The sequence below is a fragment of the Mycobacterium sp. NPDC003449 genome (genome assembly GCF_053588415.1).
Genome location: NZ_JBSFPX010000136.1, coordinates 1 through 20,787, shown reverse-complemented (window position 1 = coordinate 20,787; position 20,787 = coordinate 1). Strand labels below are relative to the sequence as shown.

The 20,787-nt window shown below is 66.9% G+C and carries 19 protein-coding genes and 1 pseudogene; 5 read left to right on the top strand and 15 right to left on the bottom strand.

Annotated elements, in window-relative coordinates:
• Window positions 1-41: 41 nt before the first annotated feature.
• From ACWDTP_RS27195 to ACWDTP_RS27175, 5 genes are all read right to left on the bottom strand, one after another.
• Complete coding sequence (locus ACWDTP_RS27195) at window positions 42-329, bottom strand: hypothetical protein (protein ID WP_450025584.1); 288 nt, start codon at window positions 327-329, stop codon at window positions 42-44.
• A gap of 299 nt (window positions 330-628) precedes the next feature.
• Window positions 629-1,075 (bottom strand): helix-turn-helix domain-containing protein, encoded by a 447-nt coding sequence (locus ACWDTP_RS27190; protein ID WP_450025592.1) that lies wholly within the window; start codon window positions 1,073-1,075, stop codon window positions 629-631.
• 499 nt (window positions 1,076-1,574) lie between these two features.
• Window positions 1,575-1,811 (bottom strand): hypothetical protein, encoded by a 237-nt coding sequence (locus ACWDTP_RS27185; protein ID WP_450025582.1) that lies wholly within the window; start codon window positions 1,809-1,811, stop codon window positions 1,575-1,577.
• Window positions 1,812-1,960: 149 nt separating this feature from the next.
• Window positions 1,961-2,854, bottom strand: a complete 894-nt coding sequence (locus ACWDTP_RS27180) for a tyrosine-type recombinase/integrase (protein WP_450025580.1) — start codon at window positions 2,852-2,854, stop codon at window positions 1,961-1,963.
• Window positions 2,855-2,924: 70 nt separating this feature from the next.
• Window positions 2,925-3,521, bottom strand: coding sequence for a riboflavin synthase (locus tag ACWDTP_RS27175; RefSeq protein WP_450025578.1), 597 nt, complete (start codon window positions 3,519-3,521; stop codon window positions 2,925-2,927).
• Between the two features lie 60 nt (window positions 3,522-3,581).
• Between ACWDTP_RS27175 and ACWDTP_RS27170 the strand changes: the two genes are divergently transcribed.
• Entirely contained in the window at window positions 3,582-4,295 is a 714-nt protein-coding gene (locus tag ACWDTP_RS27170) for an LppX_LprAFG lipoprotein (protein WP_450025577.1), read from the top strand.
• On the top strand, window positions 4,295-5,953 hold the full coding sequence (locus ACWDTP_RS27165; protein ID WP_450025575.1) for an MFS transporter: 1,659 nt from the start codon (window positions 4,295-4,297) through the stop codon (window positions 5,951-5,953). Before ACWDTP_RS27170 ends, ACWDTP_RS27165 begins: the two co-directional genes overlap by 1 nt.
• 537 nt (window positions 5,954-6,490) lie before the next feature.
• Here the strand turns inward: ACWDTP_RS27165 and ACWDTP_RS27160 are convergent.
• The 3 genes from ACWDTP_RS27160 to ACWDTP_RS27150 form a co-directional block, all read right to left on the bottom strand.
• Entirely contained in the window at window positions 6,491-7,654 is a 1,164-nt protein-coding gene (locus ACWDTP_RS27160) for an MFS transporter (RefSeq protein WP_450025573.1), read from the bottom strand.
• A 178-nt stretch (window positions 7,655-7,832) separates the two neighbouring features.
• Window positions 7,833-8,726, bottom strand: a complete 894-nt coding sequence (locus ACWDTP_RS27155) for an IS3 family transposase (protein ID WP_450025571.1) — start codon at window positions 8,724-8,726, stop codon at window positions 7,833-7,835.
• Window positions 8,723-9,040, bottom strand: coding sequence for a transposase (locus ACWDTP_RS27150; protein ID WP_450025569.1), 318 nt, complete (start codon window positions 9,038-9,040; stop codon window positions 8,723-8,725). Before ACWDTP_RS27150 ends, ACWDTP_RS27155 begins: the two co-directional genes overlap by 4 nt.
• A gap of 424 nt (window positions 9,041-9,464) precedes the next feature.
• Here ACWDTP_RS27150 and ACWDTP_RS27145 point away from each other — a divergent pair, with 424 nt between their 5' ends.
• The 3 genes and pseudogenes from ACWDTP_RS27145 to ACWDTP_RS27135 all read left to right on the top strand — a co-directional run bounded on the left by ACWDTP_RS27145 (window position 9,465) and on the right by ACWDTP_RS27135 (window position 12,167).
• Window positions 9,465-10,391 carry an alpha/beta fold hydrolase gene (locus ACWDTP_RS27145; RefSeq protein WP_450025567.1) on the top strand — a complete coding sequence of 309 codons (927 nt, stop codon included), beginning with the start codon at window positions 9,465-9,467 and terminating at the stop codon, window positions 10,389-10,391.
• Window positions 10,392-10,856: 465 nt separating this feature from the next.
• Window positions 10,857-11,733 (top strand): annotated as a pseudogene (locus ACWDTP_RS27140) (IS5 family transposase).
• Between the two features lie 89 nt (window positions 11,734-11,822).
• The gene (locus ACWDTP_RS27135; RefSeq protein ID WP_450025590.1) at window positions 11,823-12,167 is read left to right on the top strand and encodes an SRPBCC family protein; all 345 of its coding nucleotides are present in this window, start codon (window positions 11,823-11,825) and stop codon (window positions 12,165-12,167) included.
• Between the two features lie 444 nt (window positions 12,168-12,611).
• Here ACWDTP_RS27135 and ribD read toward each other — a convergent pair whose 3' ends face one another.
• The 7 genes from ribD to ACWDTP_RS27100 form a co-directional block, all read right to left on the bottom strand.
• Window positions 12,612-13,637 (bottom strand): bifunctional diaminohydroxyphosphoribosylaminopyrimidine deaminase/5-amino-6-(5-phosphoribosylamino)uracil reductase RibD, encoded by a 1,026-nt coding sequence (gene ribD, locus ACWDTP_RS27130; RefSeq protein WP_450025588.1) that lies wholly within the window; start codon window positions 13,635-13,637, stop codon window positions 12,612-12,614.
• 2 nt (window positions 13,638-13,639) lie between these two features.
• The gene (gene rpe / locus ACWDTP_RS27125; protein ID WP_450025565.1) at window positions 13,640-14,317 is read right to left on the bottom strand and encodes a ribulose-phosphate 3-epimerase; all 678 of its coding nucleotides are present in this window, start codon (window positions 14,315-14,317) and stop codon (window positions 13,640-13,642) included.
• 37 nt (window positions 14,318-14,354) lie between these two features.
• Entirely contained in the window at window positions 14,355-15,743 is a 1,389-nt protein-coding gene (locus ACWDTP_RS27120) for an RsmB/NOP family class I SAM-dependent RNA methyltransferase (protein WP_450025563.1), read from the bottom strand.
• Window positions 15,740-16,669 (bottom strand): methionyl-tRNA formyltransferase, encoded by a 930-nt coding sequence (fmt, locus tag ACWDTP_RS27115; protein WP_450025561.1) that lies wholly within the window; start codon window positions 16,667-16,669, stop codon window positions 15,740-15,742. The genes ACWDTP_RS27120 and fmt overlap by 4 nt, the downstream gene beginning before the upstream one ends.
• Window positions 16,670-16,702: 33 nt before the next feature.
• The gene (locus tag ACWDTP_RS27110) at window positions 16,703-18,703 is read right to left on the bottom strand and encodes a primosomal protein N' (protein WP_450025559.1); all 2,001 of its coding nucleotides are present in this window, start codon (window positions 18,701-18,703) and stop codon (window positions 16,703-16,705) included.
• 44 nt (window positions 18,704-18,747) lie between these two features.
• Window positions 18,748-20,058 carry an acetamidase/formamidase family protein gene (locus tag ACWDTP_RS27105; RefSeq protein ID WP_450025586.1) on the bottom strand — a complete coding sequence of 437 codons (1,311 nt, stop codon included), beginning with the start codon at window positions 20,056-20,058 and terminating at the stop codon, window positions 18,748-18,750.
• Between the two features lie 103 nt (window positions 20,059-20,161).
• Window positions 20,162-20,785: a lysoplasmalogenase gene (locus ACWDTP_RS27100; protein ID WP_450025557.1), complete on the bottom strand. Its 624-nt coding sequence runs from the start codon at window positions 20,783-20,785 to the stop codon at window positions 20,162-20,164.
• Between the last annotated feature and the right edge of the window lie 2 nt (window positions 20,786-20,787).

The window sequence follows — 20,787 nt, the reverse complement described above, 5'->3', positions numbered from 1 at the left end:
AGTTCAGTCGTGTTCTCTTCCGTTCTGGCTCCCGACATCTACTACACTGACCGCTGCTCACAGGTGAGGAATTTCGGCGAGCACAGCCGGGGATTTTCGATGAGCGCCGTCACCAAGGCCACGAGGACATGTGCAGGTAACCAGAGTCCCTGGACAGGGACGTAGACACCTTCATCGGGGATGTAGCGGCCGGTAATGATCTTGTCGTCAGTGGCGATGTGGCCAAGATTGGAGGCATGCATCGGGATACCCGGTATTTTTGCCCACCTGATCTGATTATACGTCAGGTTTGCCAGAAGTTGGACATCAGTTGTTATGACGCTAGTCATGTCTATTTGCTGACTATTTCGTGAATAGCTCGGATGAGAGGTGCAATCTCATCTTCAGCAATGGCGACCCAACTCTTGCCTTGGGACAGGATCACCCCATTGCCTCGATGTCGTCGTTGAACATGCACCGGTGATCCACCGGTGGTGATCGTGATTCGTTCGTTCATCATCTCGTCTCTTGTCATTGCGTCTTTTCCGCCCACTCATCCCAGCAACGGTCGCACCAGTTCCGCACTGATGACTTAGGTGATCCCGGAAAGGTGCGCCCGCATTCGATGCATGTGAATCCGAGATCCTCTTCAAAAATCACACCGCCGGGTACGTCGCCCGTAGCACCGTTCCCCGACCAACACGACGCCACGATGTGGTAGAGGATTTGGTGGATGATCTGGTACGGGGCTCATTGGCGAACCCTTGACGTGCTCTGAATGAGCGCCTGACATGTCACGGGTGAGCCCCTGACCGTCCATGAGTGAGCCATTGATATTTATCTTGGGCTCACCGATGACCCCCTGACTCAATGGCTCATCAGCGAGCCCTCGAGGCGGCAGCGTAAGTTCATATCGAGAATGCCAGCCGACGCCGTTTTTACCCTTTCGACCTTGTGACACCAACTTCAGGTAACCGGCGTTTCGCAGAGTCTTCAGGTGTCTTTTCACGGCTGATATGGACTGGCATGTGTCGCGGGGCAGTTTCTCGTTACCTGGCCAGCAGTTCGTCCCGTCCGGGTCGGCGTAGTTCAGCATATCGACCAATGTTCGGTACTCGGTAGTGATCGGTCGTCCGCGTAGTTGTTTGAGATATTGGAATTTGCCACGGAAGGTCTTCATGGGTTCGTTGATTTCGTATGGTCATTGCTGAGTTGCTAGCAGGAATCTCAGCCACTTTCGGGTAGTGGCTGGGGTGATGGGGATGGTGCGGCTTATTTAGGCGGCGCGTCGACCTTGCCAGGCTTGGCCTGGAATAGTTTTCTGATGGCTGGTGACCGTTCCCACTGTTCGCGTGATGTCGGCTTAGGGTCGGATAGGACCGGTTTCCGCTCACTCACGGGGCGGCTCCCGACCGGTGGAGCCTCAGCGATCAACGCGCGCAAGTCGTCCGCGCTTGTCGCCGACAGTGTCGGGGCATTTGGCGGGCCATCGTCGCCCATCGGGTGGAGCACGTAGGGGTATATGCCGTGCACATTCAACAGAACGTCGTATCCCTTGCGCCGTGCTGCCTCTAAGAGTTCCGGCGGCACGTACGTCACGGCCGGGTGTCCCGCGGTCGCACCTGTGCGCGGCGGCGGGCCTCCACACTCTTGGCCGCCATGCGGATGTAGAACGCCTTCCACAGGTGTTCAGCGCGGCGGGCGCGCTCTTGGGTGGTGAGGATGCCTTCCGGATCTGCCTGGCGCTCAAACTTGTCGAGCATGGCGCGGCGGGCCGGGGCGGTGCGGGCGCTGCGGTCGATGGTGCGCGCCCATGACTCGTGCGCAGCCACCTGCCGCCTTGAGTCGGGTTGTCGTGTCGGTCACGTCTCCAGATTCGCACAAGGCTCCGGCGATTCCGGCAGGAAAGAATATGTGATCTTCACCATATTGACTTGCCCTACTGCAGATATAAGGAGTATAAGTCTGCCGTAGCTCCAGGTCAGAGGTCGCCCAGTCCCAACGTGCGCGATTCGGCGGCGGCACGTTCGGCGGCGCTGGCCGTGGTGTACCGATCCAACATCTCGCGACTGGACCACCCGGCGACGGCCATCAATCCCTGTTCGCTTCCACCGGCCCGGAGCCACCGCGTCGCGGCCGTCGACCGCAGCAGGTGCAAGTGGAAGTTCTCGATACCGGCAACCTCGGCACGGCGTTTCAGGGCGACATTAAGCCCGTGATAACCGAAGCCCTGCCCTCCCCCGCCAACCCACAACGGACCCGCCTCCGCAAGACGATGAGTACGACGGGCACGGACATACCGGTCCATCACGGATGCCGTCTGCGGCCCGAAAGGAACGACCCGACCCTTGCCGCCCTTGCCGCGACTCACCACGGCAATGCCCTTGGGTAGGTCGATATCCGATAGGAGCATGGCGATAGCTTCACCGGCTCGCACCCCGGTCTCAGCCATAAACCGCACCGCTGCCTCATCGCGGCGGTCAATGAACGCGGTGCCCTTGCACGCGGCGATCAACGCCTTCAGTTCCCCATCGGACAGTGCGCGGGTCACCTTGGCGTCGAGCTTGGGCGGGGCCATGCCATAGAGCGGGTTGCTCGGCAACTCCCCCTCATCGGCCAGCCATTGGCCGTATCGGCGTAGCGCCGCGTACCGGGTGCGAGCCGTGGCCGGTTCGGCGCCACCGTCGAGCAGGGCCACCAGGAACGTTTGCACCGTCGCCTTGTCGAGCGTCGGCGGGGTGTCAGTGTCGTTGCACCACTTGAGGAATGCCGCTACGCCACGGGTGTAGCTGCCTAGGGTGTTCTCCGACTTGCGTTCGGCACGTAGATGCAGCTGCCAGGACGGCAGCAGGTCAGCCAGCAAAGACGACGCCATGCAGTTATTTTGACACAGAACCTTGTGCCCGCGTGTTATCTTTGAGCCAGCCGATAAAACTGCTGGTCAATCAGGAATTCTGGGAGAGTAGTCGTTCAACGTACTTCGCGATGATGTCTACCTCCAGATTCACCGTGGTGCCGACCTCTGCCCGGCCGACGGTGGTGAGTTCCCGGGTGGTGGGGATCAGCGACACCTCGAACCAGTCCGCACCTACGGCCGAGACCGTCAGCGAGACCCCGTCGACGGTGATAGAGCCCTTTTCCACGACGTATCTGGACTGCGCGGCCGGCAGCCCGATCCGCACCACCTCCCAGTGTTCGTGCGGAGTGCGCGACGTCACAGTCCCAGTCCCGTCGACGTGCCCCTGCACGATGTGCCCGCCGAGCCGGCTGTTGACCGCGGCGGCCCGTTCCAGGTTGACCGGGCTACCCACGCCGACGTTGCCCAGGCTGGACCGGTCGAGGGTCTCGCCCATCACATCCGCGGTGAACGCACCGTTGGGCAGCACCTCGACCACGGTCAGACACACGCCGTTCACCGCGATCGAGTCGCCGTGGCCGGCATCGGCCGTGACCAGCGGGCCCCGGATGGTGAACCTGGCCGCATCGGCCAGGTCGGTTTTGTCGACCAGGACACCCAATTCTTCGACGATTCCGGTGAACACCCGACCAGAGTATTCGGTCGGGGCAGGCAGGCGGTCACCGCGAGCCTCTACGATGCAGTCATGCAGACGCGCCCACGCTTCGCAGTCCAGTCCTTGCTTGCAGTCCTATTCGCCACCGTCGCGCTTGTCGCGGGCTGCTCATCGTCCTCCGAGAAGTCCGACGCCCCACTGCCCGACGGCGCCACCCTGCTCACGGAGGCCGCGGCCACGACCAAGAGCCAGCAGAGTGTGCACCTGCTGCTGACCGTGCAGGGCACGCTCGAGGGGCTGCCGATCGAGAAGCTCGACGGTGACCTGACCAACGCCCCCGCGGTCGCCGCCGAGGGCACCGCCGACCTCATCGCGTTCGGCCAGAAGATCGCCGACGCGAAGTTCGTTGTCGCCGATGGCAATCTGTATGCCGCGCTCACGCCTGGCGATCCGCTGTCCAACTACGGGCCTGCCGCCAACATCTACGACATCTCGGCCATCCTGAACCCCGAGACCGGCCTGGCCAACATCCTGGCCAACTTCAGCGACGGCAAGGCCGACGGCCGTGAGGAGATCAACGGCAAAGAGGCGGTCCGGGTGACCGGCAATGTCAGCGCCGACGCCGTCAACAAGATCGCCCCGCAGCTCAAGGCCAGCGGTCCGGTCCCGGGCACCGCGTGGATCACCGAGGACGGCGACCACTCGCTGCTGCAGGCCAGGATCGAGCCCACACCGGGTAACAGCGTCACCATGACGCTCACCGACTGGGGTAAGCAGGTCTCCGTCACCAAGCCCGCACCCTGATGGCAGCCGGTCAGGCGGTGGCATCCCGCGCAAACCGCACGGTCGCGATCAGCGCGGGCAGCCTTGCGGTGCTGCTCGGCGCCCTCGACACCTATGTCGTGATCACGATCATCGTCGACATCATGAAAGACGTCGGCATCGCGATCAACCAGATTCAGCAGGTCACGCCCATCATCACCGGCTATCTGCTGGGCTACATCGCGGCGATGCCGCTGCTGGGACGCGCGTCGGACCGGTTCGGCCGCAAGATGCTGATCCAGGTGGGTCTGGCCGGGTTTGCGATCGGCTCGGTCGTCACCGCCCTGTCCACCGACCTGGTGCCGCTGGTCATCGGCCGGTTCATCCAGGGATCGGCCAGTGGCGCCCTGCTGCCCGTGACATTGGCACTGGCCGCCGATCTGTGGTCGGCCCGCAACCGGGCCGGGGTTCTCGGCGGGGTGGGTGCCGCCCAGGAGCTTGGCGCGGTGCTCGGCCCGATGTACGGCATCGCGCTGGTCTGGCTGTTCAACCACTGGCAGGCGATCTTCTGGGTCAACGTGCCGCTGGCCCTCATCGCCATGGTGATGATCCACTTCAGCCTGCCGCCGAGGGACAGTGACCAGCCGCCCGAGAAGGTCGACGTCGTCGGCGGCGTGCTGCTGGCGATCGCGCTGGGCCTCACCGTCGTCGGCCTGTACAACCCGGAACCCGACGGCAAACAGGTGCTGCCGTCCTGGGGTCTGCCGGTGCTGATCGGCGCTCTCGTGGCGGCCGTGGCCTTCTTCGTCTGGGAGAAGGTCGCCAAGACCCGGCTGATCGACCCCGCCGGTGTGCACTTCCGGCCGTTCCTGGCGGCCCTGGCGACCTCACTGTGTGCCGGCGCGGCGTTGATGGTGACCTTGGTCAATGTCGAGCTGTTCGGGCAGGGCGTGCTCGGCCAGGACCAGAACCACTCGGCGTTCCTGCTGCTGCGCTTCCTGATCGCGCTGCCGATCGGTGCGCTGCTCGGCGGATGGCTGGCCACCAGGCTCGGTGACCGGCTCGTAGTGTTCGTCGGTTTGATCATCGCGGCGGGCGGTTTCGTGCTCGTCTCGCATTGGTCGGTCAACGTGCTGGCCGACCGTCACGACCTGGGCCTGTTCACGCTGCCCGTGCTCGACACCGACCTGGCGATCGTGGGGCTGGGCCTGGGCCTGGTGATCGGACCGCTGACCTCGGCGACGCTGCGCGCGGTGCCCGCCGCCGAACACGGCATCGCCTCGGCCGCGGTGGTGGTGTCCCGCATGATCGGCATGCTGATCGGCATCGCGGCGCTGGGCGCCTGGGGCTTCTACCGGTTCAATCAGCACCTGGCGACGCTGGCCGCCGCCGACAGCGCGGGCCCCATGTCACTGGCCGAGCGGCTGACCAAGCAGGCGGTCCGGTATCGCGAGGCCTACGTGATGATGTACGGCGACATCTTCCTCAGCGCCGCCATCGTCTGCGTCATCGGGGCCGTGCTGGGCCTGCTGATCAGCGGGCGCCACGAGCATGCCGACGAGGTTCCGTCGTCCCCCGACGGTGACGACGCGTCGACCGAGTTGATCGACGCCGCGACGCAGCGCATCGCCGTGGATCGCGGCGACCAGACGGTGCGGCTGCCGCAGCAGCCGCCGCCGGGGCGTCACCGCTCGGAGTAAATCCCGGTCAAAGGGGATCTCAGCAGCGCTCCACCCCGCGGCGCAGCCGGACCGGTTCCCGGCTCGCCCGGGGCGGACGGCTGGGCAATACGACCCGCAGTGGGGCACATACCAGGAACTTCACCGTTCGCGGTGCCACCGGTGAACGACTGAGCCAATCCTGCAAGACAGTCACGATCATTTCCTTTGCTCGTGCGCACAGGTACCAGGCGCGCGGCTGATCGGCGCAATAGCCGGCTGGGTCTTCAGTGACTCCGCTTTCTGGTACCAGAGTACCGGGACGCGGGGACACATGACCGAGCCCGCGGTCGTGACGGTGACCTCAACCCGACCGTCGCGATTCGCTCCTTTCGCCGCACTTCCGCACACCCTCCTCCATCTGTGATCACCCCCACAACGATCCGCCCAGGGCTGTTGACATCACACGCCGCACGGAAGCGTGTGTCAGCACTGCAAGTTCGAATGCAATCAGATATCGAATGGGGAGCTGCGGTGCCGTCGTTGCCGCTTGTCTCATTTCTAACGATTCGAGGTCGATCAGTTCCTGTCTCGAATCTCGGGCCGAAGTTTGGTGTCGCCGGAAGATGTCGATGCTTGTGTGCCTGGAAGCCTGGCGGGCCCTCGGCGTTGACCAAGCGTGCTGGCGATCGTCAAGAGGACCGTCAGTGCGGTGCCGTAGAGGATGGCCACCGACGGGGCAGCGACGTGTTGGATGGTGCTGGTGAACGCCGCGCTGCTCGAGTAGCCGCCTGCCCCCGCGGCGTACATCATCGAATAGGCCGCCGCGTGGGCGTCGGACGGAATTGCTTGGCGTAGAAGCATCATGCGCGCGACGTAGACACCGGCTGCTAGGAGTCCAGCCAGCACCAGTGTTCCCGCAATCAGGATGACGCTTGTGGTCAGCGCGACCATGCCTATGCAGCCGGCCACGGCAATCTGCCACCAGAAAGTCTGTGCCACCAACGAGCCCGGCCACCGCACACGCAGGCCATACACGGTGGCCCCCACAGCGGAGGCGATGGAGAAGCCGGCTAGCAAGGGGCCCGTCCATTGGACGTCGATCTCGCGCTGTTCGAGCAGCGCGGGCAGGACGAGTTCGGCTACGGCCAGGAGAGCGTTGGCCGCAGCGCTTGTGAGATAGACCGGCCATGCGCGAGCCAGCACTCGCAGCCGTTGCGGCGCGACCGTGCTCTTGGCTGGTGCTGATGGTGGCCCTTGTGGAATCGAGAACACTCCGACCGCCGCGCAGGCCATCGCAGCGGCGGCAACCATCAACGGAGCGGGCGCGGCAACCCGGAAAGTGAGCACGGCGGTTAGCGCCGGGGCGACCGCCCACACCACGTAGGTCAGCACCGACTCGACGCTGAGGGCTTTGACCACGAGATCCTCGGGCAGCTGGGCGACCAACAGTGCGCGCAACCCGCCGGGTGCTGCGCTCGGCGCGGCACCTGCCATCGCGGCCAGCGCCGCCAGTATCCAGGGGTGCGCGTGATGCAGCAGACCGAGACTCATGAACGCGACGGCACCACCGGCCAGCCCGCCGACTAGTTGACCGCGGGCACCCGCGGCCGAGAGACGGGGCCCAATCAGAAACCCAGCGCCCAGCACTTCGCCGACCACGTATCCGGCGGCCAGCGCGCCGCCGAGCGCGTAACCTGCGGGCCGCTCCCGGACGAAGAAAACCAACGCCAACGGAGCCATCGCCACTGGCAGCTTGGAACTGACCGACACCGCTGCCCAACAGAAGACCGCGCGAGTGGCAAGGTTTCGATAGCTGATGCCGACCAGTCTTACAACTTCATCGCCCGACGACCAGTGGCGTCAGCAGTGCTGTCTGTCTCATATGTAGAGTGGGGTTCCCCTGAAAAAGTGGACACGGTTAGCTTGATTGCTGGTTGATCCGTGCGGTGATCTCGAAGTCGATGGGTGAGATCATTCCCAGTGAACTGTGCCGCCTGTCATGGTTGTAGTAGCGAAGGTAATTGTCAAGTCCCGCAGTGAGATTCGCATACGTGGTGAAGGCGTGCCGCTTGTAGTACTCGTGTTTGACCGTCGACCACAGAGATTCGGATCCGGCGTTATCCCAGCATATGCCGGTGGCCCCCATAGAGCGGCGTAGGTCGTGATCGGAGCAGGCTTTGGCCAGATCGTGACTGGTGTACTGGCTGCCCCTGTCGCTATGCAAAATGGTGCCGGCCACCGATCCGCCGCGGGTGAACACCGCAGCGTCCACGGCCTCCTCGACCAGCTCGGTGCGCATATGATCGGCCACCGACCAGCCCAGCACCCGCCGTGAGTGCTCATCACGAATCGCACACAGGTAGGCATCCCCTTCTCCGCAGGTCAAGTACGTGATATCGGAGGTCCACACCGCATCGAGACGACCTTGGTCGAAGACACGGCCCACCCGGTCGGGCGGAAACGACGCCGCCGGGTCGACCACGGTGGTCTTGACCTTGAAAGTCCGCGGGCTGATGCCCTCGATGCCCATCTCGGCCATGATCGCCGCCACGGTGTTGACCGACACCGAGACCCCAGCAGCATGCAAGTCCGCGGTGACGCGCGGTGAGCCGTAGGTACGGTGCGATTGCTGCCAATGGGCCAAGATCTTGACCTCCAGGTCCCGGCGCCACTGCTGGCGCGGCGTGAGTTCGGTGCGTCGCTGTCGCACCGCCCACGCGTAATAGCCAGATCGCGAAACCCCAAGAAGGTCAGCCAGTGTGGCGATGTCGTGGTTGGCGCACTCCGCGGCGATGAGCTCGAACCGACTCACCGATGTTGCTGTGCCGCAAAGTACGCCGATACTTTTTTCAAGAAGGCGATATCTCGGTCCCTCTCGGCCAGCTCAGCGCGTAACCGCACCAACTCGGCGCGTTCACGGCCGGTCAGATCGCCCTCCGGGGGCCCATGGCGGGCGTCGCTGGCCGCCCCGTCGCGGAACCGTTCCTGACGCACCCACCTGCCCAGCAGACTCTCGTGCAGATTGAGCTCCCGAGCCACCTCCGACACCGGCCGGCCCCCATCAATCACCCGACGAGCAGCCTCCACCTTGAACTCAGGTGTGAACGACCGACGCGTCCGCGACATGTCGACATCCTTCCAGCAGGACACCGTCCCGCTATCTCAGGTGTCCACTGAAACTGGGGAACCTCCGAGACTTTGGACCGCTGGCTTCTTGTCTCGCGAGGGCGAGTGCGCACACGGGCCCCCTCCCTGATCGGCGAGCGCCAGCACAACACCACCGCAACCTGGAGACCGCACCCGAGTCCAGGAACGCAGTCAGGGCCGACGTTCGTCGATGATGACGGCGGGAATCCGAACGGTAACCGGTTGGCCAACGTTGTCCACGATGAACAGAGCGAAAGAGCCTGGCGGCGGCAGGTAGCGATCGCGATCGGCGCGCCTCTGATGTGCCGGCTCGCTTCGGATTCACCCGCGGACCACAACCCGGGCGGCCAGGTGCACCGATGCAGATGGAGGGAAGAAACTGTTGATACAGCGCGACTTTCGCATGATCGAGGCAAACGGAATCACGCTGCGGGTGGTGGTCGAGGGGCAAGGTCCACTGCTTATCCTGCTGCACGGCTTTCCCCAATGCTGGTACCTCTGGCGTCACCAGATCGGCGACTTGGTCGCCGCCGGCTACCAGGTCGCCGTTCCGGATCAACGCGGATTCGGCGGAAGCGACAAACCAGACGATATAGACGCCTACAAGGCTAGTGAGCTCATTGCCGACGTGCTCGGAATCGCCGATGCCCTGGGCCGGGAAACTTTTACGCTGGTGACCCACGACTTTGGCGCGGTCCTGGGCTGGGACATTGCGCGGTTGCACCCTGAACGCGTGTCCGCGATATTCGCGCTGAGCGTGCCACCAGCCCACACCAGCATGGAATCAGTTCAGCGACTGCTGGACGGCGGCTACTTCCTACACTTCCTCTACTTCCAGCAGCCTGGCGTGGCCGAGGCGGAACTCGATGCCGACGTGAGCAGGTCACTGCGGATGCTGCATTACGCGATGTCGGGTGACGCACCCAAGGGATCGTTCCTGCGCCACAGAACAACTGGCTCTGGAATCCTCAGCGGACTGATCGACCCAGAGCCCCTGCCGGGTTGGCTCAGCAAAGGTGACCTAGAGGTGTACCTCGATGCCTACCGCGACGGCTTCCGTGGGCCTCTCAGCTGGTATCGCGGCTACTACCGTGACGAAGTCATCGCCGGTATCGGACAGGTCGAGATCACCATGCCATGCCATCTCATGGTCGGCTCCCGCGACGCTTCCCGCGTCCTACAGGCCGACGGGTTCGCGAACGTCCAACAGAACCTCACCGATCTTCGGGGTGACGTCCGGCTTGACGGCGCCGGACACTGGCTCCAGTTGGAACGCACCACGGAAGTCAATTCCGCGCTGATGGCATTTCTGCGTGGGCTATCCGACTAGTTGCCGCGTTTCTAAACAATTGAGATACCGCAATGGGCGTTGCCCCCTACAGGAACTCGTATCGCAGGTCCCGCCTACGGTCGTGGCCCAAATGCTCGGCTACAGCGACCAAGTCACCTAAAGACAATCCGCCGAAGCCGGCAATACCTGGATGCAGTACGCATCCGCCCCTGACCGAAACAACGCCCCTACCACACCTTCTGGACGCACCATGGCGACCGAGCAACAGCACTCAACGAAGCACGGCAGCCGAAGACCAGCTCGCCCAGGTCATGCTAGAACGACGACTCGCGGGCCTGTCGTGGACCAAAGGTGCTGAAAACACTACGCATCTCGCGAAAAGTCGGCTACCAGCCCTGGTCGACACGCCTGCGCGAAATCGATGATTCTGCAGTACCATCGCCAAGGCCAACGACTAGAGCGTGTCTGCTTAATATGAGCGGTGTTGTGCCTGATGCTGTTTAGGTGCTACGGACAGATGTGATTTCTGACGATTTATGGTCGGTGATCGAACCGGTGCTGCCATCGGGACGGCGACGGGGACGTCCATGGAACGACCATCGCCTGACGATGGAAGGCATTATCTGGCGCTTCCGCACCGGATCTCCGTGGCGTGACCTGCCCGAGCAGTTCGGCGCCTGGCAGTCAGTGGCCGAACGACATCTGCGCTGGTCTACCGATGGCACCTACGCGCGGATCTTCGCCGCAATTGCCCACGATATCGACGAGCACGACGCTGATCTGGCTGAGCTGCTGCTGGCCGTGGACTCGACCAGCGTGCGTGTCCATCAGCACGCTGCCGGTGCCCGCCCGGGGCAGCACACAGGGGGATCTGTCGAACTACAAGAAATACCCCGACGAGCCCGATGACCACGCCATTGGGCGCTCCCGAGGTGGGTTGACCACAAAGATCCATGCACTGGCCGACCAACTCTGCAGCCCGGTCGTGATGGCATTGTCGGCCGGCCAGGCCGGCGACAACCCCATGCTGTGGCCGCTGCTGGAGCTGCTCGGTGACACCGGCATCGACACGTTTCGGCTGCTCGGCGACAAGGCCTACTCCCACGACTCGACCCGGGCACGGCTCCGCCAGAAGAAGATCGCCCACACCATCCCCGAGCGCAGTGATCAGATCGAACGCCGTAAGGCCAAAGGCCGCAAAGGTGGACGACCACCGGGATTCTCCGGACGAATCTACAAGCACCGCAACACCATCGAACGATGCTTCAACAGGCTCAAACACTGGCGAGCCATCGCCACCCGCTACGACAAATACGCCCTGAGCTACCTCGGCGGAGTCACCCTGGCCGCCATCATCACCTTCTACCGCGTCCGCAATTAACAGACGCGACCTAGTCGGAAGTATCTTTTGATCAGTAGAATTCGCCATCGGTTATCTGTAACGAGCTGAGGTCCAAATGAGCAGGATCTATCACTACTCGGTGTCGCGGCTGGTCGCTGCTGCGCCGGCGAGGATGTGGGGCGTCGTTTCCGACCACGCCGGCATGCCGCGATGGACACCGCGAAGAAATCCTTGAATTCGAGCCGCCGCACCGACTTCGCTACCAGCTGCTGCCCGGACTGCGTTTCCGTGACTACATCGGCGAGATCACGATCGAACCTGAAGGAACCGGTAGTCGGCTTTCAACGAGCATACGGTTGCGGACGCGGATACCCGGAACACAGTTCTTCGGCCCAATCGCGATCGGCATCGCCACACGTGCGGCAGCACGCGTGGCCGAAAGCGTGTCGAGTCCAGGTGACCACTCTGGATAGAGGACACGAGACACCACACAGAACTTGCATCCACAAGTCAAGATCAGAAGCCTTGTCGCGAAGGCGTTGGCCCCTTCCTGCGTTCGCGAGTCCGTCCCTAGCTGTGAATCAACCGCTGCTCGCGAGCAACAATCAGCGCCCGTAGATGCGGTCGAAACCGCCGAATCTGACCGGTCTCATCGAGCTCAACACCATCGCATCCGTAAACCGAATGCCGGCGATCTTCCCCTCACTCACCGCGACCCGCATCTCGCCATCGCCCAAGTACCTCGGTCCACCTCAACGCATGCAGGCTTCCATAGGTCGCAGCCCACAAGACCCGGAGATCGTCGTACCCTCGGAATCGCGCCGGGGCCGTCCGTGTTGACCGGCTTGTGGAGCCCCTCCGGAAACCGCGATCTGAGCCTGCAACGCCGCCCAGTACGGCGTGTTCGCCAAACTCCCTTAGCCGGGCTCAGCTGATTCCGACTCCGCGGGCACCAGGCTGAGCAGCACGTCGGGCCCGATCGGCACCACGCCGTCGAATTGCCAGCGTTGCGCGTGGGCGATGCTCAACACGCCGACGTCGTCGACCGCGGTGATCGGCCCGCCCAACAGGATCGGGGCCACGTAGGCCAGGATGCGGTCCACCACCCCGGCCCGCAGGAATGCGCCCGCCAGCGTCGGCCCGCCCTCCAACAGCACATCGGTGCGGTCGGCGAGCGACCGGAGCACCTCGTGCGGATCGTGCGTGCGGATCACCATGGTCCGCGAATCGTCGTTGAGCACCTTGGCGTCCAACGACACCTCGCGCTCCCCCACCACGACGCGCAACGGCTGCCGGTCGGCCAGGCTGCCGTCGGCCAGCCGCGCGGTGAGCGCGGGATCGTCGACGAAGACCGTCCCGGTCCCCACCACGATGGCGTCCGCCGCGGCGCGCCTGCGGTGCACATCGGTGCGGGCCGCCGGGCTGGTGATCCATTGGCTGGAACCGTCGGCGGCGGCGCTACGCCCGTCCACACTGGTGGCGAACTTCCAGGTGACATGCGGTGCCCCGGTGCGCAGTTTGTGCAGCCATTCCCGCAGCGGGCCCGCGGCGACCGCATCGGCCGCCACTCCGGCCGTCACCGCGACGCCCGCGTCGGCCAGCCGCGTCGATCCCCCCGCGGCGACCGGATTCGGATCGGCGACGGCGTACACCACGTGCGAAACCTCGGCCGCCACAAGCGCATCCACGCACGGTGGGGTCCGGCCGTGATGGTTGCACGGTTCCAGCGTGACCACGGCGGTCCCACCGGCCGCCCGGTGCCCGGCCTGCCCCAGGGCCATCACCTCGGCGTGCGCGCCACCCGGCGGCTGGGTGCCGCCGGCCCCGGCGACCTGCCCGTCGCGATCCAGGATCACCGCGCCCACCGGCGGATTGGGGTAGGTGCTGCCCTTGACCCGGTCGGCCTGCTCGATCGCCAGCCGCATGACGGCCTCGAGGTCGATGGTCACAGCGCCAGATGCGGGGATGCGCCCGCGGCCTGCCGGCGCAGCGACGTCACCGCGGCGGCCGGGTCATCGGCGCTGTAGACGGCCGACCCGGCCACGAAACAGTCCACCCCGGCCTCGGCGGCCTGCTCGATCGTGTCGACGTTCACCCCGCCGTCGATCTCGACCACCACGGTGAGCTCACCGGAATCCACCAGCCGGCGTGCGGTCCGCACCTTGGCGAGCACCTCGGGAATGAATTTCTGGCCACCGAAACCCGGCTCCACCGACATCACCAGCAGGGTGTCGAATTCCCGCAGAATCTCCAGGTAGGGCTCCAGCGGGGTGCCCGGCTTGACCGACAGTCCGGCCTTGGCCCCGGCCGCCCGGATATCGCGGGCCACCGCGACCGGATCGTCGGTGGCCTCGGCGTGGAAGGTGACGTTGTAGGCGCCGGCCTCGGCGTACGGCGGGGCCCACCGGGCCGGATCCTCGATCATCAGGTGGCAGTCCATCGGGATATCGGTCACCTTGAGCAGCGAATCGACCACCGGCAGGCCCAGCGTCAGATTGGGCACGAAATGGTTGTCCATCACGTCGACGTGCAGCCAGTCGGCGCCGTCCACCGCCGCGATCTCGTCGGCGAGCCGCGCGAAGTCCGCGGCCAGGATGGACGGTGCGATGAGCGGTTCTGCCATGGCGGTCAGCCTATCTTGGCGCTCTTGGCGCGAGCGCTCACCGGACTTTCAGGGCGGCCGCGAACATCGCATCGGTCCCATGCCGGTGCGGCCACAGCTGGACGTAGGGCCCGTCGCCGAGCCCGTCGACGGGCTCGAACAACGGCCGGGCGTCCAGCGCCGTGACCGGATGGCGCCGCAACGCGTCCGCCACCACGCCGACGGTTTCAGCCAGGTGCGGCGAGCAGGTGGCGTACAGCACCACCCCGCCCGGACGGGTCAGCCCGATCGCCGCGGCCAGCAACTCACGCTGCAGTTTCGCCAACGCCGGTACATCGCCGGGCTGCCGCCGCCAGCGGGCCTCCGGGCGTCGGCGCAGTGCCCCGAGGCCGGTGCACGGCGCGTCGACCAGTACCCGGTCGAAGCCCGGCGCGAGGCCGGATTCCCGGCCGTCGACGGGATGCACGTCCACCTCGAGTCCGCGGGTGTTCTCCTCGACCAGCTCGGCCCGGCGCTCCCCCGGCTCCACCGCGCTGACCCGCGCCCCCGCCGCCGCGCCGATCGCGGCCAGCAGCGCGGTCTTGCCGCCGGGCCCGGCGCACAGGTCGAGCCAACGGCCGGTGTCGGGTCCGTCGAGTTCGGCCGCCGTCAGCGCCCGCGCCACCAATTGACTGCCCTCGTCCTGGACCTGGGCGGCTCCGTCGCGGACGGCGGCCAGCTGACCAGGGTCCCCGCCGGGCAGGTACACCGCGTACGGCGAGTACCGGCCGACGGTGCCTCCGGTCTGCGCGGCGAGTTCGTCGGCGGTCAGCGCGGTCGGCCGGGCGGCCAGGTGCACGGCGGGCCGGCTGTCGTCGCTGGCCAGCAGGTCGTCGAGCTCCCCGGCCCGCCCGCCGAGGGCGTCGGTGAACGCCTGGGCGATCCACCGGGGGTGGGCGTGGATGAACGCGGCATGCCCGACGGGATCGGTGGCGATCGCCGGCGCCAGTTCGTCGGTCCAGGACCGTTCGTCGCGAGAGGCAATCTTGCGCAGCACACCGTTGACGAAACCCGCCCGGGCCGTGTCGAACTCGATACCGGCCTGCTCAACGGTGGTGGACACGGCGGCGTGCGGTTCGACCCGGGTGCGCAGCAGTTGATAGGTGCCGAGCCGCAGCAGGTCGAGCAGGACCGGGTCGATCCGCTCGGGCGGCCGCCCGGCGGCCGCGCTGATCACCGCGTCGAGCAGGCCCCGGGTACGGCACGCCCCATAGGTCAGCTCGGTGGCGAAGGCCGCGTCGCGTCCCTCGATCCCGCGCTCGCGCAGCAGGGCGGGCAGCGCCAGGTTCGCGTACGAGTCCCGCTCGGACACCGCCCGCAGCACATCGAAGGCCGCCCCGCGGGCCGAATCGAGCGGTTTGCGGCGCGGTGCGCGTTTGCGCTGGGCCGGGTTGGGCGGCCGGGTCATGAGGCCCGCACCTGATCGTCGAGGCGGGCGCCACGGGCCCAGTCGGCGGCGGTCATCGGCTTCTTGCCCGGCGCCTGGACCTGGCCGAGCCGGACCGGAAACGACCCGGTCCCGACATGAATGTTCTTGCGGCCCAGTCGAATCGCCCCCGGTGCCAACGAGTCGGCGGATTCGTCGGGGATAACCGGCCCGACCTTGACCCGGAGATCACCGATCATGGTCCATGCGCCCGGGTTCGGGGTGACGGCCCGGATGTGGCGGTCGACGGCATGGGCGGGCAGGTCCCAACGCACCCGGGCCGCATCGACGGTGATCTTGGGTGCGACGGTGATGCCGTCGGCGGGCTGCGGCACCGCGGTCAGCGAGCCGTCGGCGACACCGTCCAGGGTGGTCTCCAACAACGCCGCCCCCGACACCGCGAGCCGCTCGAGCAGGGTGCCCGCGGTGTCGATGTCCCGGACCGTCTCCGTGACCACGCCGTACACCGGCCCGGAATCCAGCGCCGGTTCGATCAGGAACGTCGTCGCGCCGGTCACCTCGTCGCCCGCCGCGATCGCCGCCTGCACCGGGGCCGCACCCCGCCAGGCCGGCAGCAGCGAGAAGTGCAGGTTGATCCAGCCGCGGGTGGGGACCGCCAGCAGGCGTCCGCCGAGCAGCGCGCCATACGCCACCACCGCACAGCAGTCCGGCGCCAATTCGGTCAGCTCCGCGACGAATTCGTCACCGTTGGGCCGGCTCGGGCGCAGTACCGGGATGTCATGGTCGAGCGCCAGCCGGGCCACCGGCGACGGTGCGGGTTTACCCCGCCGTCCGGCGGCGGCATCGGGCCGGGTCAGCACCGCGATCACGTCGTGGCGGGGGGATTCGATCAGCCGGCGCAGCGACGCGACCGCAGGGTCCGGGGTACCGGCAAAGACGACACGCACCGCGTCAGTCTAGGGACGCCGGTGCGGGGTGGCCTACCCGATGTGCAGCGGGTCGATCTGCACCCGGGACGGTTCCTGATCGTGGCGCGCGCTGAGCACCGCGGTGGCCCGTCGCAGCGCGGCCGCGAGCGCGAGGCCGCCGTCGCGGGGCACCCGCACCAGCATCCGGCCCACCTCGGCGCCGGCGTCGATCCCCGGGGGCCGCCTGGCCCCGGCAGGCAGGTCGACCGGTCCGAGCTGTTCGGCGACGTCGGGCAGCTGCGCCGCTTCCAGCAGCGCGGCCACCGCCCCGGTGGCACCGTCGACGGCGGCCATGTGAACGGCGGGCGGCAGGCCCACCTCGCCGCGGGCGTCGAGTTCGGCGTCGGCGTGACCGACCGGATCCCAGCGGATCAGCGCCTGCACGGTGGGGATGGCGGACTCCGCGACCACCACGACCACACCGCCGTCCCGCCGGGGCCGGACCAGGGCCGCGGCGGCCATCCACCGGCGCAGCGTGTCCTCGGCGGCCCGCAGGTCCTGACGGCCGAGCAGGGCCCAGCCGTCGAGCAGCAGCGCCGCGCCGTAGCCCCCCTCGGCGACCGGTTCGGCGCCGGGGGTGCACACCACCAGCGCGGGGGCATCGGGCACCGAGGACACCATGGCGTCCCCGCCCGAGGTGACGACCGTGGTTCCGGGGAAGGCCCGGCCGAGTTCCTCCGCGGTGCGCCGGGCGCCGACCACCACCGCCCGCACCGCATCCGAACCGCAACGCACACATCGCAGTGCGGGCTCCGCCCGTCCGCACCAACGACATTCGGCCGCGGCGCTGGCGCGCTCCGGCAGTGCCAGCGGCCCGGTGCAGTGCCGGCACCGGGTGATGGTGCGGCACCGGGCGCAGGCCAGCGCGGGCACGTAGCCGCGCCGCGGCACCTGGATCAGCACCGCCCGCTCGGCCTGCAGCGCCGAGCGGGCCGCCTGAAGGGCCATCGACGGCAGCCGCGCGGTGTGGGCCGCCGGGTCGCGCTCCTGGGCGTACCCGCTGTCCTCCAGTGCGACGACCCGCGGCGACGCGGCCCGCACCACCGGACGCGTCGCGACCAGATCGTGCGCCCACCGGGTCCGCACCAGCGCCTGCCCTTCCGCGGTGCGGGAGTAGCCGCCGATCATCGCCGCACACCGCAGTTGGTGCGCACGCAGCATCGCCACCTCACGCGCGTGCGGGTACGGCGCCCGCGGCTCGGCGAGATTGTCGTCGCCGTCGTCCCACACCAGGATCAGCCCCAGATCGGCGACGGGAGCGAAAACCGCACTGCGGGTTCCGATCACCACCCGCGCCTGCCCGCGCAGCACCGCCAGCCAGCGCCGGTAGCGTTGGGCCGGGCCGAGGCCCGCCGAAAGGGCCACCACCCGCGACTCGGGAACCTGCTCGAGGGCCGCGGCGGTCATCGCGTCCACATCGCGTTGGTCGGGCATGATCGCCAGAACCCCGTGCCCGGCGGCGACCGTCACCGCGACGGCCTCGGCCAATCGTTGCGGCCAGCGTTCACCGGGCAGAGCCTGCCACACGGCGCGGGCGGCGCGACCCTCGCCGAGCGCGGTCAGGAACTGTTCACCGCGCCCGTACCGGGCCCAGCCGTCGGGGTCGACGGCCGACGGCACGATCGGCTCCGGCTCGGGAGGGGTCTGCTTCTCGACCCTGGCGTGGCGCGGCGGGACCGCCAGGCGCAGCACATCCGGCCGGGTGCCGGCGTAGCGGGCCGCGACGGCGTCGACCAGGCGCCGCACCTCCGCGGTGAGGACCGGCTCGGCCGAGACCACCTTGTCCAGCCAGCCCAACTTGCCGTCATGGTCGGTGTCGGAGCGCCGTTCCAGGATGAACGCGTCGACCAGGCGGCCGTGAAACCGCACCTTGGCCCGCACGCCGGGCTGGGCGTCGTCGGACTGCTCGGCCGACACCAGATAGTCGAACTCGCGGTCCAGATGCGGCACCGACAGCATCGGCAGCACCCGCGCGATCGGTTCGTGCTCGGCCGCCTGCCGGGTGATGGTCATTCGCCAGGTTTAGCAGAGCCGCCCGACGGCGACCCGTCGCAGGTCTACAACGAGAAGTGCTCCTTGTAAATCTGGCCGTGGACGCCGACCGTCTTGTCGACCACCTGCGAGATGCTGAAGTCGGAGGCCGCCGACAGATAGGCATAGGCGGCAGCGCGATCCATCCCGCGGTCGCGCTCCAGGTAATCCAGTGCATTGACGACCGCCCGCCGCATCGCGACGTCGAGATTGCTGCCCTGACCGCCGACCGCACCGTCCGGGTCGGAAAGCCCGATCGGGATCCATGACGTCGGCGTTTCGGCGAATGGGTAGCGGTACGCCACACTCGGCGCGTCGCCGGATCCCCTCTTGCACACGGTGAGCCGGAACGTACCGCGCAACGACCCCTCCATCGCCGTCAGCGCCACCTCCCCGTCCCCCATGGCCATGTGCGGGTCCCCGACATAGAACAGCGCACCCGGGGCGAACACCGGCAGATAGAACGTCGAGCCGACCCCGAGGAGCTTGATGTCGATATTGCCGCCGCCGATCGTCGGCGGCACCGAATTCGCGTTCGGTGACGTCAGACCAGAGTCCTGCGCATAGGCGACGCCCATCATGCCCATGAACGGATTCAGCGGAAACCGCGCAGCGGCGTCGGCGCCGACCGGCAGCACGCCCCGGCCCTCCTCCACCGGCGTGAACACCGACACGTTGCCCCACGCCGTGGGGTCGGGGCCGGAACGTCCGTCGGTGGTTGCCGCGGGCATCACTTCGACCAGATCGATGCCCACCGGGGCGGCCCGGTCAGCGGTGAGCGCCAGGGCCCCCTTCCCATGACGACTCGACACCACGCCATAGGGGACGCGCGGAACTGTCGCGAGGGTTTCGATCTTCAGGACGTCGCCGGGCTCGGCACCTTCGACGAAAATCGGCCCCGTCACCACGTGCGGCCCGTCCTTGACGAAATCCCTTGTCGTCCGATTGTACTCGGCAGCAATAGTTTTCACGTCTTCGAGGACATCGGCAGGCTGGACCCCCTCGGCACCGAAGTACTCCACCGGATCGCGACCCTGATCCTCAAGGATGCCTTCATGGGAGACGGTGTCGATCGTGACGGTCTGCCCCGACCGCATGCGCAGGACCGGCGCGGCGTGCACGGTCGGAACGTAGCCCCACAGCACCTGATCCGGCAGCGATGACAGGTAGTGGTCACCACCACGGTCCCCTTGTCCGGGCTGCAGCACCGTAATCGTCGAGTACGGCACCTCGGCGGCGGCGACCGGGGGCGACGGTGACTCTCCCGAACACCCCGCCGCGACGGCGGTGACTCCGAAGCCCAAGGCCGCCGTCTGTAGAAATCCCCTGCGCCCCATACCGGACAGTTCGATCACGTGCACTCCCGTCGCTGACAGATGTTCTGCGCGGGAAGTTAGCGCCGGGACGTTTCTGTCCTGTTAGCCCGGGTTTTTCGGCACATTACGGCGCATATCGCCTGCCGAAGAACAGGCCCGCGGTGATCAACAGCAGCGAGGCCGCGTAGGCCCACCAGATCGGCACCGCCAGCAGCTGATCGCCGCGAATGAACTCGCTGATCCCGATCATCGCGTCCGACACCGCGAAGCAGACCGCGCCCAGCGCCGTCCACGGTGTCGACAGGCGCGCGAGCAGCGCGGTACACACCATCGCCCCCAGCACCGCGATATAGGCCGTCACCGGCACCGTCATCCCCGCCTCGGCCAGCCGGGGCCAGAACCACCCCAACAGCGCCAGGCACGCCACGATCACCAGCGCCGCGGCAGCCAGCCGCGCCGGGGTTCGGCGCACCAACGGCAGCAACGCGGCCAGAAAGCACACGTGGGCCACCAGGAACGCCGCCAACCCCAGCACGAACGACGGCTGCCACCACGGTATCGCCAGCAGGAAGTCCCCCGCCGCCGAGCACACCAACGCCCCGACGAGCCAGCGGCGCTCCCGCCGGACCGGATGCCCGAGTGCCGCGACCGCCAACAGCACCGCGGCCGAGGCCTTGACGACGGGCTGGCCGCCGAACTGACCGGTGAGGTCGGCGCCGGCGGGCAATCGCAGGGCCGCCACGATCAGGA